Annotated in this window: 13 protein-coding genes; 5 read left to right on the forward strand and 8 right to left on the reverse strand. The window is 62.4% G+C overall.

Translation table 11 applies throughout. From position 1 onward, the window contains the following. Positions 1–9: 9 nt before the first annotated feature. The 5 genes from ACF8EA_RS04200 to ACF8EA_RS04220 all read right to left on the reverse strand — a co-directional run bounded on the left by ACF8EA_RS04200 (position 10) and on the right by ACF8EA_RS04220 (position 6840). The gene (locus ACF8EA_RS04200) at positions 10–1257 is read right to left on the reverse strand and encodes an ABC transporter permease (RefSeq protein ID WP_021782722.1); all 1248 of its coding nucleotides are present in this window, start codon (positions 1255–1257) and stop codon (positions 10–12) included. Positions 1258–1317: 60 nt separating this feature from the next. Next, on the reverse strand, positions 1318–2352 hold the full coding sequence (locus tag ACF8EA_RS04205; protein WP_274101396.1) for an ABC transporter substrate-binding protein: 1035 nt from the start codon (positions 2350–2352) through the stop codon (positions 1318–1320). Positions 2353–2392: 40 nt separating this feature from the next. Next, positions 2393–3517, reverse strand: a complete 1125-nt coding sequence (locus ACF8EA_RS04210; RefSeq protein ID WP_392520580.1) for an ABC transporter ATP-binding protein — start codon at positions 3515–3517, stop codon at positions 2393–2395. 295 nt (positions 3518–3812) lie between these two features. Next, a complete protein-coding gene (locus ACF8EA_RS04215) occupies positions 3813–4445 on the reverse strand; it encodes a response regulator transcription factor (protein WP_173401663.1) in 633 nt (210 codons plus the stop codon). Between the two features lie 7 nt (positions 4446–4452). Continuing rightward, positions 4453–6840: a PAS domain S-box protein gene (locus ACF8EA_RS04220; protein WP_392520581.1), complete on the reverse strand. Its 2388-nt coding sequence runs from the start codon at positions 6838–6840 to the stop codon at positions 4453–4455. A 95-nt stretch (positions 6841–6935) separates the two neighbouring features. On the opposite strand from ACF8EA_RS04220, the gene ACF8EA_RS04225 reads away from it, so the two are divergent. Beyond that, positions 6936–7934, forward strand: a complete 999-nt coding sequence (locus ACF8EA_RS04225; RefSeq protein WP_325949946.1) for an alpha/beta hydrolase family protein — start codon at positions 6936–6938, stop codon at positions 7932–7934. A gap of 27 nt (positions 7935–7961) precedes the next feature. On the opposite strand, the gene ACF8EA_RS04230 is transcribed toward ACF8EA_RS04225, so the two are convergent. The 3 genes from ACF8EA_RS04230 to ACF8EA_RS04240 are packed head-to-tail and all read right to left on the reverse strand — an operon-like array spanning position 7962 to position 10418. Further along, positions 7962–8729: a TerB family tellurite resistance protein gene (locus ACF8EA_RS04230; protein ID WP_021782717.1), complete on the reverse strand. Its 768-nt coding sequence runs from the start codon at positions 8727–8729 to the stop codon at positions 7962–7964. 1 nt (position 8730) lies between these two features. Beyond that, positions 8731–9402, reverse strand: coding sequence for an N-acetylmuramate alpha-1-phosphate uridylyltransferase MurU (murU, locus tag ACF8EA_RS04235; RefSeq protein WP_392521165.1), 672 nt, complete (start codon positions 9400–9402; stop codon positions 8731–8733). Then, positions 9399–10418 carry an aminoglycoside phosphotransferase family protein gene (locus ACF8EA_RS04240; protein ID WP_021782715.1) on the reverse strand — a complete coding sequence of 340 codons (1020 nt, stop codon included), beginning with the start codon at positions 10416–10418 and terminating at the stop codon, positions 9399–9401. Before ACF8EA_RS04240 ends, murU begins: the two co-directional genes overlap by 4 nt. Before the next feature lie 130 nt (positions 10419–10548). On the opposite strand from ACF8EA_RS04240, the gene ACF8EA_RS04245 reads away from it, so the two are divergent. From ACF8EA_RS04245 to rsmA, 4 genes are read left to right on the forward strand one after another with little or no spacing between them, the layout of a single operon-like run. Further along, a complete protein-coding gene (locus tag ACF8EA_RS04245) occupies positions 10549–13353 on the forward strand; it encodes an LPS-assembly protein LptD (protein WP_392521166.1) in 2805 nt (934 codons plus the stop codon). Then, positions 13328–14653, forward strand: coding sequence for a peptidylprolyl isomerase SurA (surA, locus tag ACF8EA_RS04250; protein ID WP_021782713.1), 1326 nt, complete (start codon positions 13328–13330; stop codon positions 14651–14653). The genes ACF8EA_RS04245 and surA overlap by 26 nt, the downstream gene beginning before the upstream one ends. Next, positions 14650–15639: a 4-hydroxythreonine-4-phosphate dehydrogenase PdxA gene (gene pdxA / locus ACF8EA_RS04255; RefSeq protein WP_103463382.1), complete on the forward strand. Its 990-nt coding sequence runs from the start codon at positions 14650–14652 to the stop codon at positions 15637–15639. Before surA ends, pdxA begins: the two co-directional genes overlap by 4 nt. Further along, positions 15636–16439: a 16S rRNA (adenine(1518)-N(6)/adenine(1519)-N(6))-dimethyltransferase RsmA gene (gene rsmA, locus ACF8EA_RS04260; protein WP_003255558.1), complete on the forward strand. Its 804-nt coding sequence runs from the start codon at positions 15636–15638 to the stop codon at positions 16437–16439. The genes pdxA and rsmA overlap by 4 nt, the downstream gene beginning before the upstream one ends. Positions 16440–16478 lie beyond the last annotated feature (39 nt).

The following is a 16478-nucleotide window of genomic DNA, read 5'->3' on the forward strand; positions in this document are numbered from 1 at the left end:
ACAGGCTCCTCAGCTCAGGCGCAGGCGGCTGGCGCCGACCAGCCAGCTATAGATCAGGTACAACAGCACGGTCGCCAGCAGCAAGAGCCCGCCCAGTGCGGTGGCCATGCCCCAGTTGATGCTGGTGTTGGTGTAGAAGGCGACGAAGTAGCTGACCATCTGGTCGTTGGGGCTACCCAGCAGCGCCGGGGTGATGTAGTAACCGATGGCCAGGATGAACACCAGCAGGCAACCGGCGCCAACACCGGCGTAGGTCTGCGGGAAGTACACCCGCCAGAAACTGGCGAACGGGTGGCAGCCCAGCGAGATCGCCGCACGCATGTAGCTCGGGGAAATCCCCTTCATCACGCTGTACAGCGGCAGGATCATGAACGGCAGCAGAATGTGCACCATCGAGATGTAGACGCCTGTGCGGTTGAACACCAGCTCAAGCGGCTGGTCGATGATGCCCATGGCCATCAGCGCGCCGTTGATCAGGCCGCCCGACTGCAGCAGCACGATCCAGGCCGCCACCCGCACCAGGATCGATGTCCAGAAAGGCAACAGCACCAGAATCATCAGCAGGTTGCTCTGCCGGGTAGGCAGGTTGGCCAACAGGTAGGCCAGAGGGTAGGCCAGTACCAGGCAGATAGTGGTAATCACCACCCCCATCCACAGGGTACGGACAAAAATGTCCAGGTAAATGGCCTGGTCCGGGGTGGCCTTGGCCAGTTCACCAAGGTCATCGATGCGGTGGTCAACCGAGGCCAGCAGGTAGAAAGAAGTCACCGAACTGGTATTGCGGCGTATCGCCTGCCAATAAGCCGGGTCACCCCAACGCTCGTCGACAGCCTGCAAAGCGTCTTTATAAGAGGCAGGCTCAGCCTTGAATGGCAATGCCCGGGCAGTCTTGGTCAACAAGCTGCGGTAGCCGGCCAGCTCCATGTTCAAGCGTTTGGAAAGGTCACCAAGGGTATGGTTCTTGCGCGACTCGGCCAGGTCCTGGCTGAGCGCCTTGTAAACGTCCTCGCCAGGCAGGCTCTTGCCATCCCACTGGCTGATGACTTCCACCGTACGCGGTAGGCCGCCGACCACTTCCGGGTTACCGACGCTCTTGTACAGCAGCGCCGCAATCGGCACCAGGAACACCAGCAGAAGAAACAGCGCCAGCGGCGCGATCAACGCCTGCGCCTTCCAGCGGTTTACCCGCTCGGCGTGTTTGAGGCGCTGCTTGAGACTTGGATCTGCGCCTTCTTTGAGGGGCACTGCAATGGCCATGGCGAACTCCGCAATACAGGCTGAAATGGGGGCCGCTCTGCGGCCCCACACACTGGACGTTTACTTCTTCGCCGCCCAGGCGTTGAAGCGTTGCTCCAGCTGCTCGCTGTTGTCGGCCCAGAACGCCACGTCGATCTGCACCTGGTTGGCAATGTTCTCAGGCGTGGTCGGCATGTCTTTCTTCACTTCGTCCGACAGCAGGCTCACGGCCTTGGAGTTGGCCGGGCCATAGGCGATGTTCTCGGAGTAGATCTTCTGCTGCTCGGGCTTGACGCTGTAGGCGATGAACTTCTTCGCCTCTTCGACGTTCTTGGCACCCTTAGGGATCGCCCATGCATCGAAGTCGTAGATGCCGCCGTTCCACACCACTTTGAGGTTGCTCTCTTTCTGCACAGCGGCAATACGCCCGTTGTAGGCAGAACTCATGACCACGTCGCCAGAGGCCAGGAACTGTGGCGGCTGTGCACCCGCTTCCCACCACTGGATACTGGGCTTGAGTTCATCGAGTTTCTTGAAGGCGCGGTCCACACCCTCTTTGGTGCCCAGTACCTGATACACGTCCTTCGGTGCCACACCGTCGGCCATCAGGGCGAACTCCAGGGTGTACTTGGCGCCCTTGCGCAGGCCGCGCTTGCCAGGGAATTTCTTGGTGTCCCAGAAATCCGCCCAGCTGGTGGGTGCGGTCTTCAGTTTGTCAGCGTTGTAGGCCATGACCGTGGACCAAACGAAGAAACCTACGCCGCACGGCTGGATGGCGCCCTTCACATAATCGGACTCGTTACCGAACAGGGCCGGGTCTAGCTCTTCGAACATGCCCTCGTCGCAACCGCGCGCCAGCTCTGGCGACTCAACCTCTACCAGGTTCCACGACACACTCTTGGTGTCGACCATCGCCTTGACCTTGGCCATTTCGCCGTTGTACTCACCCGCGACAATCTTGCCATTACCCGCTTTTTCCCATGGCTCGTAGAACGCTTTGGCCTGGGCAGCCTTGTTGGCGCCCCCGAACGAGATCACGGTGAGGTCTGCGGCCATGGCCTGGCCAGCGGTGAACAGCCCCAACGCCAGGGCGGTCATTTTCAACTGCTTACGCATTATTATTCTCTCCACAGTACAGGGTTGGTGAAGCAATCCATCAATGGGCTTCGGCAATCGGATCGAGCGCGCGGGCGTGCTCCACCTCCCAGCCCAGCGGTACTACATCGCCCACGGCCAATGCCGGGTCGAGCTCGGCAATAGGCTGCTTCACGAAGAAGTCGCCCTTGCCGCAAACTTCCAGACGCACGCGCACGTGGTCGCCCAGATAAATGAATTCGGCCACACGGCCAGAGAACCGGTTGACGCAGCTTTCACTGTGGCCATTCAGGCGCACGCGCTCCGGGCGAATCGATAGGGTCACCGGCTCGCCGGCCTGGCCGACATTCACCGCCAGCGCCTCAACCCGCTCGCCGCGAGGCAACTGCACCTGGCAACGGTTGCCATCGCTGGCCAGCAGGGTGCCGTTAATGCGGTTATTCTCGCCGATGAAGTTGGCGACGAAGGTGTTGCAAGGCTCTTCGTAGAGCGTGCGCGGGTCGGCGATCTGCTGGATTTCACCCTGGTGGAACACCGCCACGCGATCGGACATGGTCAGCGCTTCGCCCTGGTCATGGGTTACGTACACCACGGTCACACCGAGGCGCTGGTGAATGTGCTTGATTTCCATCTGCATGTGTTCGCGCAGTTGCTTATCCAGTGCGCCGAGTGGCTCGTCCATAAGCACCAGCTGCGGCTCGAACACCAATGCCCGGGCCAGCGCCACGCGCTGCTGCTGGCCGCCAGACAGCTGGCCGGGGTAGCGTTTGGCGAAAGCGTCGAGCTGGACCATGTTCAGCACACGTTTGACCCGCTCGCTGATATCGGTCTTGCTCAGGTTGCGCACGGTCAGCGGAAAGGCCAGGTTCTCGGCCACGGTCATGTGCGGAAACAGCGCGTAGTTCTGGAACACCATGCCGATATCACGCTTGTGCGGCGGCACGTTGTTGATCGAGCGGCCGCCAAGCTGGATTTCACCGGCGGTGGGGGTCTCGAAGCCCGCCAGCATCATCAGGCTGGTGGTTTTGCCGGAGCCGGACGGGCCAAGCAGGGTGAGGAACTCGCCCTTGCGGATATCCAGGTTGAGGTCTTTGACGATCAGCGACTCGCCGTCGTAGCTCTTCTGCACACCACGGAAGCTGACCAGCGTTTCGCCGGTTACAGCGTTCGACTTCGCCTCGCTCATGCCTGCACCTTATTGTTGGATGACTGCGTAGGCAAAAGAGTAGAAGAGACGCAAGCGCCCGAAAATCGGGGGTACTGAGAGAATGCCATCATCCGGATGGAAGACTTGTTGTAGGGATCGCCCTACAAAGATGGCGGGATTGGAATGCCCTCCAAAGCAGTCCACCGAACCTGTGGGAGCGGGCATGCCCGCGAAGAGGCCGGTGCAACCATAGAAATCAACCGGCAAGGCCCTTTCGCGGGCACGCCCGCTCCCACAAGGGCCTCGACAGGTTCAACGATTGCGTATGTCGCAATCAGACCAGCTTGTGCTCCATGGCGTATTTCACCAGCTCCGCCAGCGAGTTCACTTTCAACTTCTGCATCAGGCGCGCCTTGTGGGTGCTGATGGTCTTGCTCGACAGCGCCAACTGCTGGGCAATGTCGTTGACGTTAGCGCCCTGGGCCAGGCGCTCGAACACCGAAAACTCCCGCTCCGAGAGCAATGTGTGCAACGGCCGGGATTCGGTCAGGCCCACTTCGAACACCATGCGGTCGGCCAGCGACGGGTCGATATAACGCCCACCACCCGCCACCCGACGAATCGCCGTCAGTAGCAGCGCCGGATCACTGTCTTTGGTGGCATAGCCTGCGGCACCGGCCTTCAGCGCCCGCGCCGCCATCTGCGCCTCATCGTGCATCGACAGCATCAGGATCGCCGGCGCATCGTGCAACGCACGGATACGCGGGATTGCCTCCAGACCGTTCACACCCGGCATGGAGATATCCAGCAGTACCACCTCGCACGGTGTGTGGCGCAGGGTTTCGAGCAACTGCTCGCCGTTACCGGCCTCCCCCGCCACTTGCATGTCCTTGGCCAGGCCAATCAACTGTTTGATGCCTTCACGGACAATGGTGTGGTCTTCGGCCACCAGTACTCGAATCACGATTGCTCTCCTACTCCAACGGAATGGCCACGCTCAGGCTGGTGCCTTCACCCGGCTCACTGTCCAGCGCCATGCTCCCCCCCATCATCAGCACCCGCTCGCGCACACCCACCAGGCCAAACGAGGTGGGCCGGGTCTGCTCGCGGCAAAAGCCTTGGCCATCATCGCTGACCGTCATGCGCAACTGACCGCCCTCACGTACCAGTTCAATCTCCACGCTGTGTGCCTGGGCGTGACGCATCACATTGGTCAGCGCCTCCTGGAGGATACGAAACAGCCCGGTGGCTTTGGCATCACTCAATGCTGGCAGATTATCGGGTACTTGCACCAGACACGGGATTTGCGTGCGCGCCTCGAAACGCCTCGCCTGCCATTCGATGGCCGAGGCAATACCGGCGTCGAGGATCGGCGGACGCAAGGCAGTGGCGACATCGCGCACCAACTGGAACAACTGGGCGATCAGGCGTTTCATGCTCGCCAGGCGTTCATTCAGGCCTGGGTCCAGTTCGGCATAGGCCAGCTCGCACATCGACACTTCCAGCTTGAGCACGGTCAGCATCTGCCCCAGTTCATCATGCACTTCCCGGGCGATACGGGCTTTTTCTTCTTCACGCACGCTCTCCAGGTGGGCCGAGAGTTCGCGCAGCTGCTCCTGGGACTTCGCCAGCGCCAGCTCGGCCCGCTTGCCCTGTGTGATGTCCCAGACTACACCGTCCCACACCACCTGGCCGTTGCCCAGGCGCCGGGCGCTGGCCTTGATATCGGCCCAGCGCTGTTCGCCCTGCCGGGTGAGGATGCGCCCCTGCCAGGACCAGTCCTGGTCGCTGACCAAGGCCAGGTCCTGTACCCTGTGATAATCAGCACGGTCCTCGGGGTGTACCAGGTTGCGCAGCCCCATCTGCGGCTGCTGGATCTCGCTGGGCGCATAACCCACCAACGCCTCGCTACCCTCGCTGATATAGGGGAACTCCAGATCGCCCTCGGCCGGGTCACGCTCCAGGCGAAACACCAACCCGGGTACGTTGCCAGCAATGCCCTTGAGCCGCGCCTCGCTTTCGCGCAGGGCCGCCAGGGCGCGGTGGCGTTCGGTAACATCGGCGAGGTAGACCACCAGATATTCGGAGTCACGAAAACGCAGAAAGCTCAGCGACAGCTCAACGGGTAGCAAGCTTTGATCAGCCCGCCGGCACTGCGTCTCAAACTGACCGACACCACCCGCCCCCGTACGCGCGCCCTTCCACAGCTCTAGCCAGCGGTCCATGTTCAGGCTTGGCTCGAAGTCGCTCAGCGGCCGCTCCAGCAGTTCACCCTCGGTGTAGCCCAACATGCGCTCGGCAGCATGGTTGGCGTAACGCACATGGCTGTCCCAATTGACCCAGAGGATACCCACGGTGCTCTGATCGATGGCGAACTGGCTCAGGCGCAACGCCTCTTCGCGCACCTGGCGCTCCACAAGGCTTTCCCGCGCGGCCAACAGGCTGCGCTCCAGCTGGCGCTGCTGCCGGCGTTGCCACACCAGTGTGGCCATGGCACACAGCAGCAACATACCGAACAGCAAGGCGATGTTCTGCCAGAAGCCAGGCGACTCGCTCAGGCGCGGGTATTTCGGCTGCAACCAACGCTGATGCAGTTGTTCCAGCTCCTTGGCCGGCAGTGCCTGCAGGCCACGTTCAAGTACATCGGCCAGCAGCGGCCAGTCGCGCCGCGAACCGATACGCAACAGCTGCGGCAAGCCGACATCGCCGACCACCGCCAGCTCACCGAACTCGCTCTCGCGCGACAGGCGGCTGAGCTGCGCTTCATCCAGCACGGCGAAACTGGCCTGGCCACCGACCACCAGTTGCAAGGCCTCACGATCGTCTGGCACCCCCTGCAGATTGAGGTTGCCGTAGTTGCCGCGCAGGTAATCCGCCAAGGGGCTGGGCATGCGCACCGCCACGCGTTGCTCGGCTTCAAGCTTTTCCAGCTCCACGGCCATGGCCCCGGTGCGCGGCCCCACCACCAGTTGTGGCACGCGCATGTACGGGTCGCTGAATAACCACAGCCGCAGGCTGGCCGGCGTCTGGGTAAGGCCAGGGGCGAAGTCGATTTCGCCGCGCTGCAGGGCATGTTCCAAACTGGCCTGGTCGCTGAAGTTACGCCAGGTGAGGTCCAGCCGCAGCGCCTGCGCCAGGCTGTTCACCAGTTCCACATTGGCCCCGTAAAGTTGCTGCAGACGCCGGTCGAACTGGGCGTAGGGCGCCTGCAATACCAGGCCGACACGCAAACTGCGGTGGGTGTCCAGCCACTGCTGCTGATCAGGCTCCAGCACCACAGAGGGCAGCGCCTCGGGCTTGGCCCAGACAATCAAGGGCAGCCACAAGCAGCCGATAACCAACAGGCGACGCACTCGCTTCATCTATACGCTCGACTTGGCAAAGACGACCATGCAGCATGGCCGTCACGGGCAAATACTATTAGGCTGCCGGTTTCATTCTGGCCTTGGGTTGACTCATGTCCACACTTTATCGCACGACGCTGGCACTGTGCTGCCTAGCCTCGGTCCTTCCACTCGGCGCCCTGGCCGCTGATGCCGAAACACCACCTGCAAGTACCGTGGCACCGGCTGCCGAAGCCCCACGCCCCCCTTTGCTGGAACGCAGCCAGGAGGATGCCCTGGCGCTGGAGCGGCTGCTGCCCAAAGCTGAGCAGCAGACCCTTCAGGCCGGTGCCGACAGCTTCCTGGCCCTGTGGAAGCCGGCCAACGACAACGATCCGCAAGGGGCAGTGATCATTGTCCCCGGTGCTGGCGAAACGGCCGACTGGCCAAATGCAGTCGGCCCACTGCGGCAAAAATTCCCTGATATCGGCTGGCACAGCCTGAGCATCAGCCTGCCCGACCTGCTCGCCGACAGCCCGCAAGCGCGGGTCGAAACCGCACCACCTGCAGCGCCTGCGCAAGACAAAGGCGAAAGCGCACCGGCCAAGGACGTGCCGGCCGACGCCAACGCCAACGTGGCCCAAGCCACGGCAGCCGATGCCGACACGGCAGAAAGCACCGACGCCGAACAAGCCAGCGAGCAGTCCGACCCGGCAGATGCCGAACGCATCTTCGCCCGCCTGGATGCCGCCGTGGCGTTCGCCCAGCAACACAACGCCCGCAGCATCGTACTGATCGGCCATGGTAGCGGTGCATATTGGGCGGCGCGCTACCTGAGCGAGAAGCAGCCACCGCAGGTACAAAAACTGGTGATGGTTGCTGCTCAGACACCTGCACGGGTGGAGCATGACCTGGAAAGCCTGGCCCCAACCTTGAAGGTACCGACAGCTGATATCTACTACGCCACCCGCAGCGCTGACCGCAACGCAGCCCAGCAACGCCTGCAGGCCAGCAAGCGGCAGAAGGATAGCCAGTATCGCCAGTTGTCGTTGATCGCCATACCGGGAAACAAAGCGGCGGAACAAGAGCAATTGTTCCGCCGGGTGCGGGGGTGGATAAGCCCTCAGGGTTGAGTTCGGCTTGATCCTTGTGGTGGGCCATCAAAGGCCGCGCCGCTTGCGGATCATGGCATAGGCCTGGTGCAACTCACGGGTACGCGCGGTCGCTTCACGCACCTGCGCCTCGCTGGCACCGGTACCCGCCAGCTTGTCCGGGTGATGCCGGCTGACAAGCCGACGATACGCCTGCTTGACCTTGTCAGTGTCGGTATCCGCCTCCACCGCCAGCAAGCGCAACGCTGCCGCATAGGTCATGGGCAAGCCCTCTGCCCCCGTGGCCTTGCGCGGCTCGTACTCCAGCGACATGGCCTGCACCTGGCGTCGGCTCATGCCTAGTTTCTGCCCCCAGTCCAGCAGCAGCTCACGCTCCTTGTTGCCCATCTTGCCGTCAGCCCAGACCATGCGCCAACAGGCCCGCAAGGTACCTTCCGCCGCGTGGGGCTGCTGGCGAATGCGCCGCAGGTGCCCGCCAAGGCGGTCCTTGCCCGCCTTGCCACGGTTGAACGCACTGATGGCGCGCAGCCGGGCAGCCTCGGCCAGGTCCAGGCGCACCATCTCCTGGCGCGCCTGCTGAATGTGCTGCTCGGCTACCCGACCATCGCACTTGGCCAGGCGCCCGAGCATCACGAACAACAATTCATCGTCGCGTAATGCAGGGCGCCCACCCAGGCGTTCGCGCATGTCTTCCCAGCCTTGCAAGCGCAGCCGGCGATCGATGGCCTGCCCAAGCAACGCACCGAGCAAGGCACCCGGTATGCTCGCAACAGCAAAGCCGGCACCCACCCCAATCACTGTGCTTGGCCACCACATGTCAGGCGCGCCCGCCGATCAGAGACTCAGCCTCGGCCAGGCGTTCAAGCGTGCCAACATCCACCCAGTGGCCACGATAGTGTTCGCCAGAAACCTTGCCGCCCGCCATCGCCTGACGCAGCAACGGTGCCAGCTTGAAGGCGCCGGCCTGACAACCTTCGAACAGCGCCGGGTGCAGCACCGAAATGCCGCTGAAGGTCAGCGTGCCTGGCGCGTCATCGCCGTCAACGACCTGCTCGCCCATCAGGCGGAAATCACCGCGGCCGTGATGGCCAGGGTTGTCGACCAGCACCAGGTGAGCCAGACCTTGCAGGGGAGCCTGCAGACGCACGAAGTCGTAGTCGGTCCAGACATCGCCATTCACCAGCAGGAACGGCGCATCACCCAACAAAGGCAGGGCCTTGAAGATGCCGCCGCCGGTTTCCAGCGGTTCACCCTCAGGTGAATAGCGGATGCTCAGGCCGAAGCGGCTACCGTCACCCAAGTGTTCTTCGATCTGCTGGCCAAGCCAGGCATGGTTGATCACCACTTCGGTCACCCCCGCTGCCGCCAGGGCGCGCAGGTGGTACTCGATCAGCGGCTGGCCGGCGACCGGGACCAACGGTTTTGGGGTGTGCAGGGTCAGCGGGCGCATGCGCTCGCCCTTCCCCGCAGCCAGGATCATGGCCTTCATGCACGCGCTCCGGCCTGCAACTCGGCAATCAGCTCACCCAGCTCCGCCAATTCGGGCCGGCGACCGATCACTTCATCTATATAGGCGAAGAAACGCGGTACGTCGCCCAGGTAACGCGGCTTGCCGTCGCGGTGGCAGATACGGGCGAAGATGCCGATCACCTTCAGGTGGCGCTGCACGCCCATCAGGTCACTGGCGCGGTGGAAGGCTTCGAACTCGGCGTGCACCGGGATGCCGGCCGCCTGCGCCTGCTGCCAGTAGTCGCTCAGCCAGCCTTCGACCCGCGCCTGCGGCCAGCTGACAAAGGCGTCCTTGAACAGGCAGGTAATGTCGTAGGTGACCGGGCCGTATACCGCATCCTGAAAGTCCAGCACACCAGGGTTGGGGCTGCTCTGCATCAGGTTGCGCGGCATGTAGTCACGGTGTACCAGCACCTTGGGTTGCGCCAGGGCGCTGTCGATCAGCAACTGGCTGACGCGCTGCCAGGTGGCCTTCTGTGTATCGGTGAAGGTCAGGCCCAGCTCACGCCCCACGTACCATTCGGGGAACAATTCCACTTCACGGCGCAGCAGGGCGTCGTCGTAGCTGGGCAGCGGCGCGTCCATCGGCAAACGCTGGAACTTCAGAAGGGCATCGATGGCGTCGGCGAACAGGCCATCGGCGTTGTCGGCATTGATGATGTCAAGGTATGTCTGAGTGCCCAGATCCCCGAGCAGCAAAAAGCCGCGTTCCAGGTCCTGGGCGTGGATCAGCGGCACATGCACGTCAGCACCGGCCAGCAGGTGGTCGATGGCGACGAACGGTCGGCAATTCTCCTGCGGGGGGGGCGCATCCATGATCACGAAGCTGTGGCCAGCGCCCTGCCAGCGGAAATAGCGGCGGAAGCTGGCGTCGCTGCTGGCAGCAGTCAAGCTGCCTGCAGGCACTTCGCCCCAGGCGTTGTCGCGGAAAAGATCATTGAGCTGCTCATCGAGCCAGACCGACAGTTGTTGCAGGCGTACATCGTGTTCAGGCATTGCAAGGGTCTCCGACGGCCCTAGCCGTCAAGCGGGTCATGCTTTATTATCCAGCATCTTTTTCAGACCATCGAGAGGCGTGCGGCCCCACACGCGGGCAGATGGCACGCAGGAAGCCCGGACTAATAAGATGGCATTGAAATCCCCCGCGTTTCGTAGAAAGTTTCCGTTGCTGGTAACCGGCGGTCTGCTGGCCCTGCAACCTCTGGCCACCTCATACGTAGTGGCAGCCGAACAATTCGACTGCCAAGTGTCCGCCGCCGGTGGTTGGGACTGCAAGCCCAAAACCCCAGTCAACAACCTGCCACCGCGCCCGGTGCACGAAGGTGCAGCCGTCAGCTCCGGTACCGAAGCTGCGGGCGAAGCCGAAACTGCGGACCGGCCCATGCTGGTTACCGAGGCCAAGGGCCGTGGCCTGAAGTCGCGCAGTGAAGACTACAGCCACCTGGACTGGGTTCCGCGTGAAAAGCTCACCGCCGCGCAGCTGGCTGAAACCGGCCCCTACTGCGGTGGCGCGTATATCGAGCCAACCCGCCCGGGCATGGCCGACACCACGCCGAAGGATGAGTCGCCGACCTACATCAATGCCAAGGTATCCAAGTACCAGCAGGAGCAACAGATCGCCACCCTCGCCGGTGACGTGGTGATGCGCCAGGGCAGCATGCAGGCCGAAGCCGACGAGGCCAACCTCTACCAGGCCGAAAACCGTGGCGAGCTCAAGGGCAACGTCAAGATCCGTGACAACGGTTCGCTGGTGGTCGGTGACGAGGCACAGATCCAGCTCGATACTGGCGAAGCCCAGGTCGACAACGCCGAATACGTGATGCACAAGTCGCACATTCGCGGCAATGCCCTGTACGCCAAGCGCAGCGAAAACGCCATCATCCGCCTCAAGGACGGTACGTACACCACCTGCGAACCGGGCAGCAACGCCTGGCAGCTGAAGGGCAACAACATCACCCTGAACCCGGCAACCGGTTTCGGTACCGCGACCAACGTCACGCTGCGGGTCAAGGATTTCCCGGTGTTCTACACACCGTACATCTACTTCCCGATCGACGACCGTCGCCAGTCCGGTTTCCTGCCGCCATCGTTCAGCACCAGCAGCGACACCGGCTTCATGCTGGTCACGCCGTATTACTTCAACCTGGCGCCAAACTACGACGCCACGTTGTACCCACGTTACATGGCCAAGCGCGGCCTGCTGATGGAAGGCGAGTTCCGCTATCTGACGCCTTCCAGCGAAGGCCAGTTCGGCGGCGCCTACCTGAACGACAAGAACGACGACCGCAAAAACCAGACTGATTACAAAGATCAGCGCTGGATGGTCAACTGGCAGCACAAGGGCGGGCTGGACGAGCGCCTGATGGCCGAGGTGGACTACACCGACATCAGCGACCCGTTCTACTTCCAGGACCTGGAGTCCGACCAGATCGGTGTTGAGAGCAAAGACCTGCTGGACCAGCAGGGCGCGCTGACCTACCGTGGCAACGGCTACACCGCAAGGTTGAACGTGCATGCCTACGAAATGGCGACCATTTCGAAGATCACGCCGTACGACCGCCTGCCGCAGATTACCCTGAACGGTAAGCTGCCGTTCGAGCCGGGTGGCTTGAACTTCGGATATGAAACCGAAGCCGTTCGCTTTGATCGCGACCTGAAAAACGACTTCGTTCTGGACGAGGACGGTAACCCGGACGCCTCTGCCGGTGTAGCAGGCCGCCGTCTGGACCAGAATATCTTCGGTAACGCCCGCTCCAACGGTACGCGTCTGAACGTCGCACCTTCCATGAGTCTGCCCATGGAAGCCAGCTACGGCTATATCACGCCGAAGCTGAAGTACATGTACACCCACTACGACCTCGATTTGGATAGTAAGGGTAAGCAAGACCTTATTGATCATCCCGAGCGAATCGATCTTTACGGTGACTTCAAGAGCAACCAGAACCGCGACATTCCAATTCTTAGTGTCGACAGCGGCCTGTATTTCGACCGTAACACCTCGTTGTTCGGTACCAACTACCGCCAAACCCTCGAGCCGCGTCTGTTCTACCTCTACGTACCCTACAAGGATCAGACCGATATCCCGCTGTTCAGCACGGGCGAAACGGTGTTCAGCTACGACTCGCTGTTCCGCGACAACCGCTTCAGCGGCATCGACCGTATCGGCGACGAGAACAAACTGTCGCTGGGCGTGACAACCCGCTGGATCGAAGAGAATGGCTTCGAGCGGCAGAACTTCAGCATCGGCCAGGCCTATTACTTCAAGGATCGCAAAGTCCAGTTGCCGGGTATCGACTACCGCACCCGCACCGACTCGCAGTCCGACGTGTCGCCGTACGCGCTGATGTACAACTACTACTTCAACCGCGACTGGCGCTTCAATTCGAACTACAACTGGGACCCGGACACTCGCAGCCCACGCTCGGGCGCCGCGATGTTCCACTACCAGCCTGAAGACAACCCGAACAAGGTGGTCAACCTCGGTTATCGCTACCGTAACGACACCATCGCCTACGACTCCGCGACCGGTACCTGGAAAGTGGGCGGCGGTGACTATGGCACCCCGGGCAGCCCTAACTACGTGAAGGACTACTACAAGATCCAGCAGCATGACTTCTCGGTCATCTGGCCGATCGTTCCACAGTGGAACGTTATCGCCCGCTGGCAGCATGACTACAACCGCAACCGCACCCTGGAAGCCATGGGCGGTTTCGAATACGACAACTGCTGCTGGAAGCTGCGCCTGATCAACCGTTACTGGATCGACTACGACGATTTCAGCCAGGCCCTTCCACAGAACGAAAAAGGCGACCACGGTGTCTTCCTTCAGATCGTCCTGAAAGGCCTCGGCGGCGTAGTTGGCAACAAGGTCGAGTCTTTCCTCGACCAAGGCATTCAAGGTTACCGTGAACGTGAAGACCAAGCTTATTGATCGTCTGCGCCCAGTGTTGCTGGGCGCCGCTTTGCTGAGTGGCGCGGTGCATGCCGCGGTGCAACCTCTTGATCGCGTGGTGGCTATCGTCGACAACGACGTGGTCATGCAAAGCCAGCTGGAACAGCGTGTCCATGAAGTCCAGCGAACAATAGCCAAGCGCGGCGGCGGCGTACCGCCGACCAGCGCCCTGGAACCGCAGGTACTGGAACGCCTGATCGTCGAGAACCTGCAGTTGCAGATCGGCGAGCGCTCCGGCATCCGCATCACCGACGAAGAGCTGAACCAGGCCATTGGTACCATTGCCCAGCGCAATGGTATGTCGCTGGACCAGTTCCGCGCGGCGCTGGCCCATGACGGCCTGTCGTTCGACGACGCTCGCGAGCAGGTCAAGCGCGAGATGATCATCAGCCGCGTGCGCCAACGCCGCGTTGCCGAACGCATTCAGGTGTCCGAGCAGGAAGTGAAGAACTTCCTGGCCTCGGATCTGGGCAAGATGCAGATGTCGGAAGAGTACCGCCTGGCCAACATCCTCATCCCGACCCCGGAAGCCGCCAACTCGGACGATATCCAGAAAGCGGCCCGCAAGGTCGGGGACGTGTACCAGCAACTGCGCCAGGGCGCGGACTTCGGCCAGATGGCGATTGCCAATTCCGCCAGCGAAAACGCACTGGAAGGCGGCGAGATGGGCTGGCGTAAAGCCGGTCAGCTGCCACCTGACTTCGCCAAGATGCTCAGCAGCATGCCAGTGGGCGAAATTACCCAGCCTATTCGCATCCCCAACGGCTTCATCATCCTCAAGCTCGAGGAGAAGCGCGGTGGCAGCGAGAACGTGCTGCGTGACGAAGTGCATGTACGCCACATCCTGATCAAGCCAAGCGAGATCCGCAGCGAGGCGGCCACCAAGCAGCTGGCCGAGCGCCTGTACGAGAGGATCAAGAGCGGCGAAGACTTCGGCGAACTGGCCAAGAGCTTCTCGGAAGACCCGGGTTCGGCACTCAACGGTGGCGACCTCAACTGGGTCGACCCGAACAGCCTGGTACCGGAGTTCCGTGAACAGATGGCCAATGCCCAGCAAGGTGTAGTGACCAAACCGTTCAAGACCCAGTACGGCTGGCACGTTCTGGAAGTGCTGGGCCGCCGCGCCACCGACAGCACCGAGCAGGCTCGCGAACAGCAGGCCCTGAGCGTACTGCGCAATCGCAAGTACGACGAAGAGCTGCAAACCTGGCTGCGCCAGATCCGCGACGAAGCCTACGTTGAAATCAAGCTGCCTGGCGCTGACCAGGCCGCCCAGTGAAGCCCCTGCGCTTCGCCGTCACCCCCGGCGAGCCGGCCGGCATAGGCCCCGACCTGTGCCTGCTGCTCGCCGCAGACGCCCAGCCCCATCCCCTGATCGCCATCACCAGCCGTGACCTGCTCGCCGAGCGGGCCACGCAGCTGGGGCTGGCCGTCAGCCTGCTGCCGGTAGCCCCGGGCCAATGGCCAGACCACCCTGCCCCCGCAGGAAGCCTGTACGTCTGGGATACCCCCCTGGCGGCCCCGGTGGTGCCAGGCCAGCTCGACAAGGCCAACGCGGCGTTCGTGCTGGAAACCCTGACCCGCGCCGGGCAAGGTTGCCTGGACGGGCACTTCGCCGGAATGATCACAGCCCCGGTACACAAAGGTGTGATCAACGAAAGCGGTATCGCCTTTTCCGGGCATACCGAATTCCTTGCCGAACTGACCCGCACCGCACAAGTGGTAATGATGCTGGCCACCCGCGGCCTGCGCGTGGCCCTGGTGACCACGCACCTGCCACTGCGTGATATTGCCGACGCTATCACTGCCGAGCGCGTCGAACGTGTAACCCGTATCCTGCATGCCGACATGCGCGACAAGTTCGGCATTGCCAACCCGCGTATCCTCGTGTGCGGCCTCAACCCGCACGCGGGCGAGGGCGGCCACCTGGGCCGCGAAGAAATCGACATCATCGAGCCGACCCTGGCCCGCCTGCGCTCCGAAGGCATGGACCTGCGCGGGCCACTGCCGGCCGATACCCTGTTTACCCCCAAATATCTGGAGCACTGCGATGCAGTGCTGGCGATGTACCACGACCAGGGCCTTCCCGTACTCAAGTACAAAGGCTTCGGCGCTGCAGTGAACGTGACCCTGGGCCTGCCGATCATCCGCACGTCGGTTGACCACGGCACCGCCCTGGACCTGGCCGGCACTGGCAAAGTCGACACCGGCAGCCTGCGCGTCGCACTGGAAACCGCCTACCAGATGGCCGAGAACCGACCATGAACGAGCAATACCAACACCGGGCGCGCAAGCGCTTCGGCCAGAACTTCCTGCACGACGCCGGTATCATCGACCGCATCCTGCGTGCCATCAACGCCAAGGCCGGCGAACACCTGCTGGAAATCGGTCCGGGCCAGGGAGCCCTGACCGAAGGCCTGCTGGGCAGCGGCGCACAGCTGGACGTGGTGGAGCTGGACAAAGACCTGGTGCCGATCCTCCAGCACAAGTTCGCTGATCGCAGCAACTTCCGCCTGCATCAGGGCGACGCCCTGAAGTTCGACTTCAACCAACTGGGCGTGCCGCCGCGCAGCCTCAAGGTGGTTGGCAACCTACCCTACAACATCTCCACCCCGCTGATCTTCCACCTGCTCAGCCATGCTGGGTTGATCCGCGACATGCACTTCATGCTGCAGAAGGAAGTGGTCGAGCGCATGGCCGCCGGCCCTGGCGGTGGTGACTGGGGGCGCCTGTCGATCATGGTGCAGTACCACTGCCGCGTGGAGCACCTGTTCAATGTCGGCCCTGGTGCCTTCAACCCGCCGCCGAAAGTGGATTCGGCGATCGTCCGCCTGGTGCCGCACGAAGTGCTGCCGTTCCCGGCCAAGGACCACCTGCTGCTGGAGCGCGTCGTTCGCGAAGCGTTCAACCAGCGCCGCAAGACCCTGCGCAACACCATGAAAGGCCTGCTGGACAGCGCCGCCATCGAGGCTGCCGGCGTTGATGGCAGCCTGCGCCCTGAACAGCTCGACCTGGCAGCCTTCGTGCGCCTGGCTGACCAACTGGCTGATCAGCAACAAGCCTGATTTAGCCTGTACCGGCCTTATCGCGGTTAAACCCGCGAA

Source organism: Pseudomonas sp. YQ_5 (assembly GCF_043103305.1).
GTDB classification, from domain to species: domain Bacteria; phylum Pseudomonadota; class Gammaproteobacteria; order Pseudomonadales; family Pseudomonadaceae; genus Aquipseudomonas; species Aquipseudomonas putida_Y.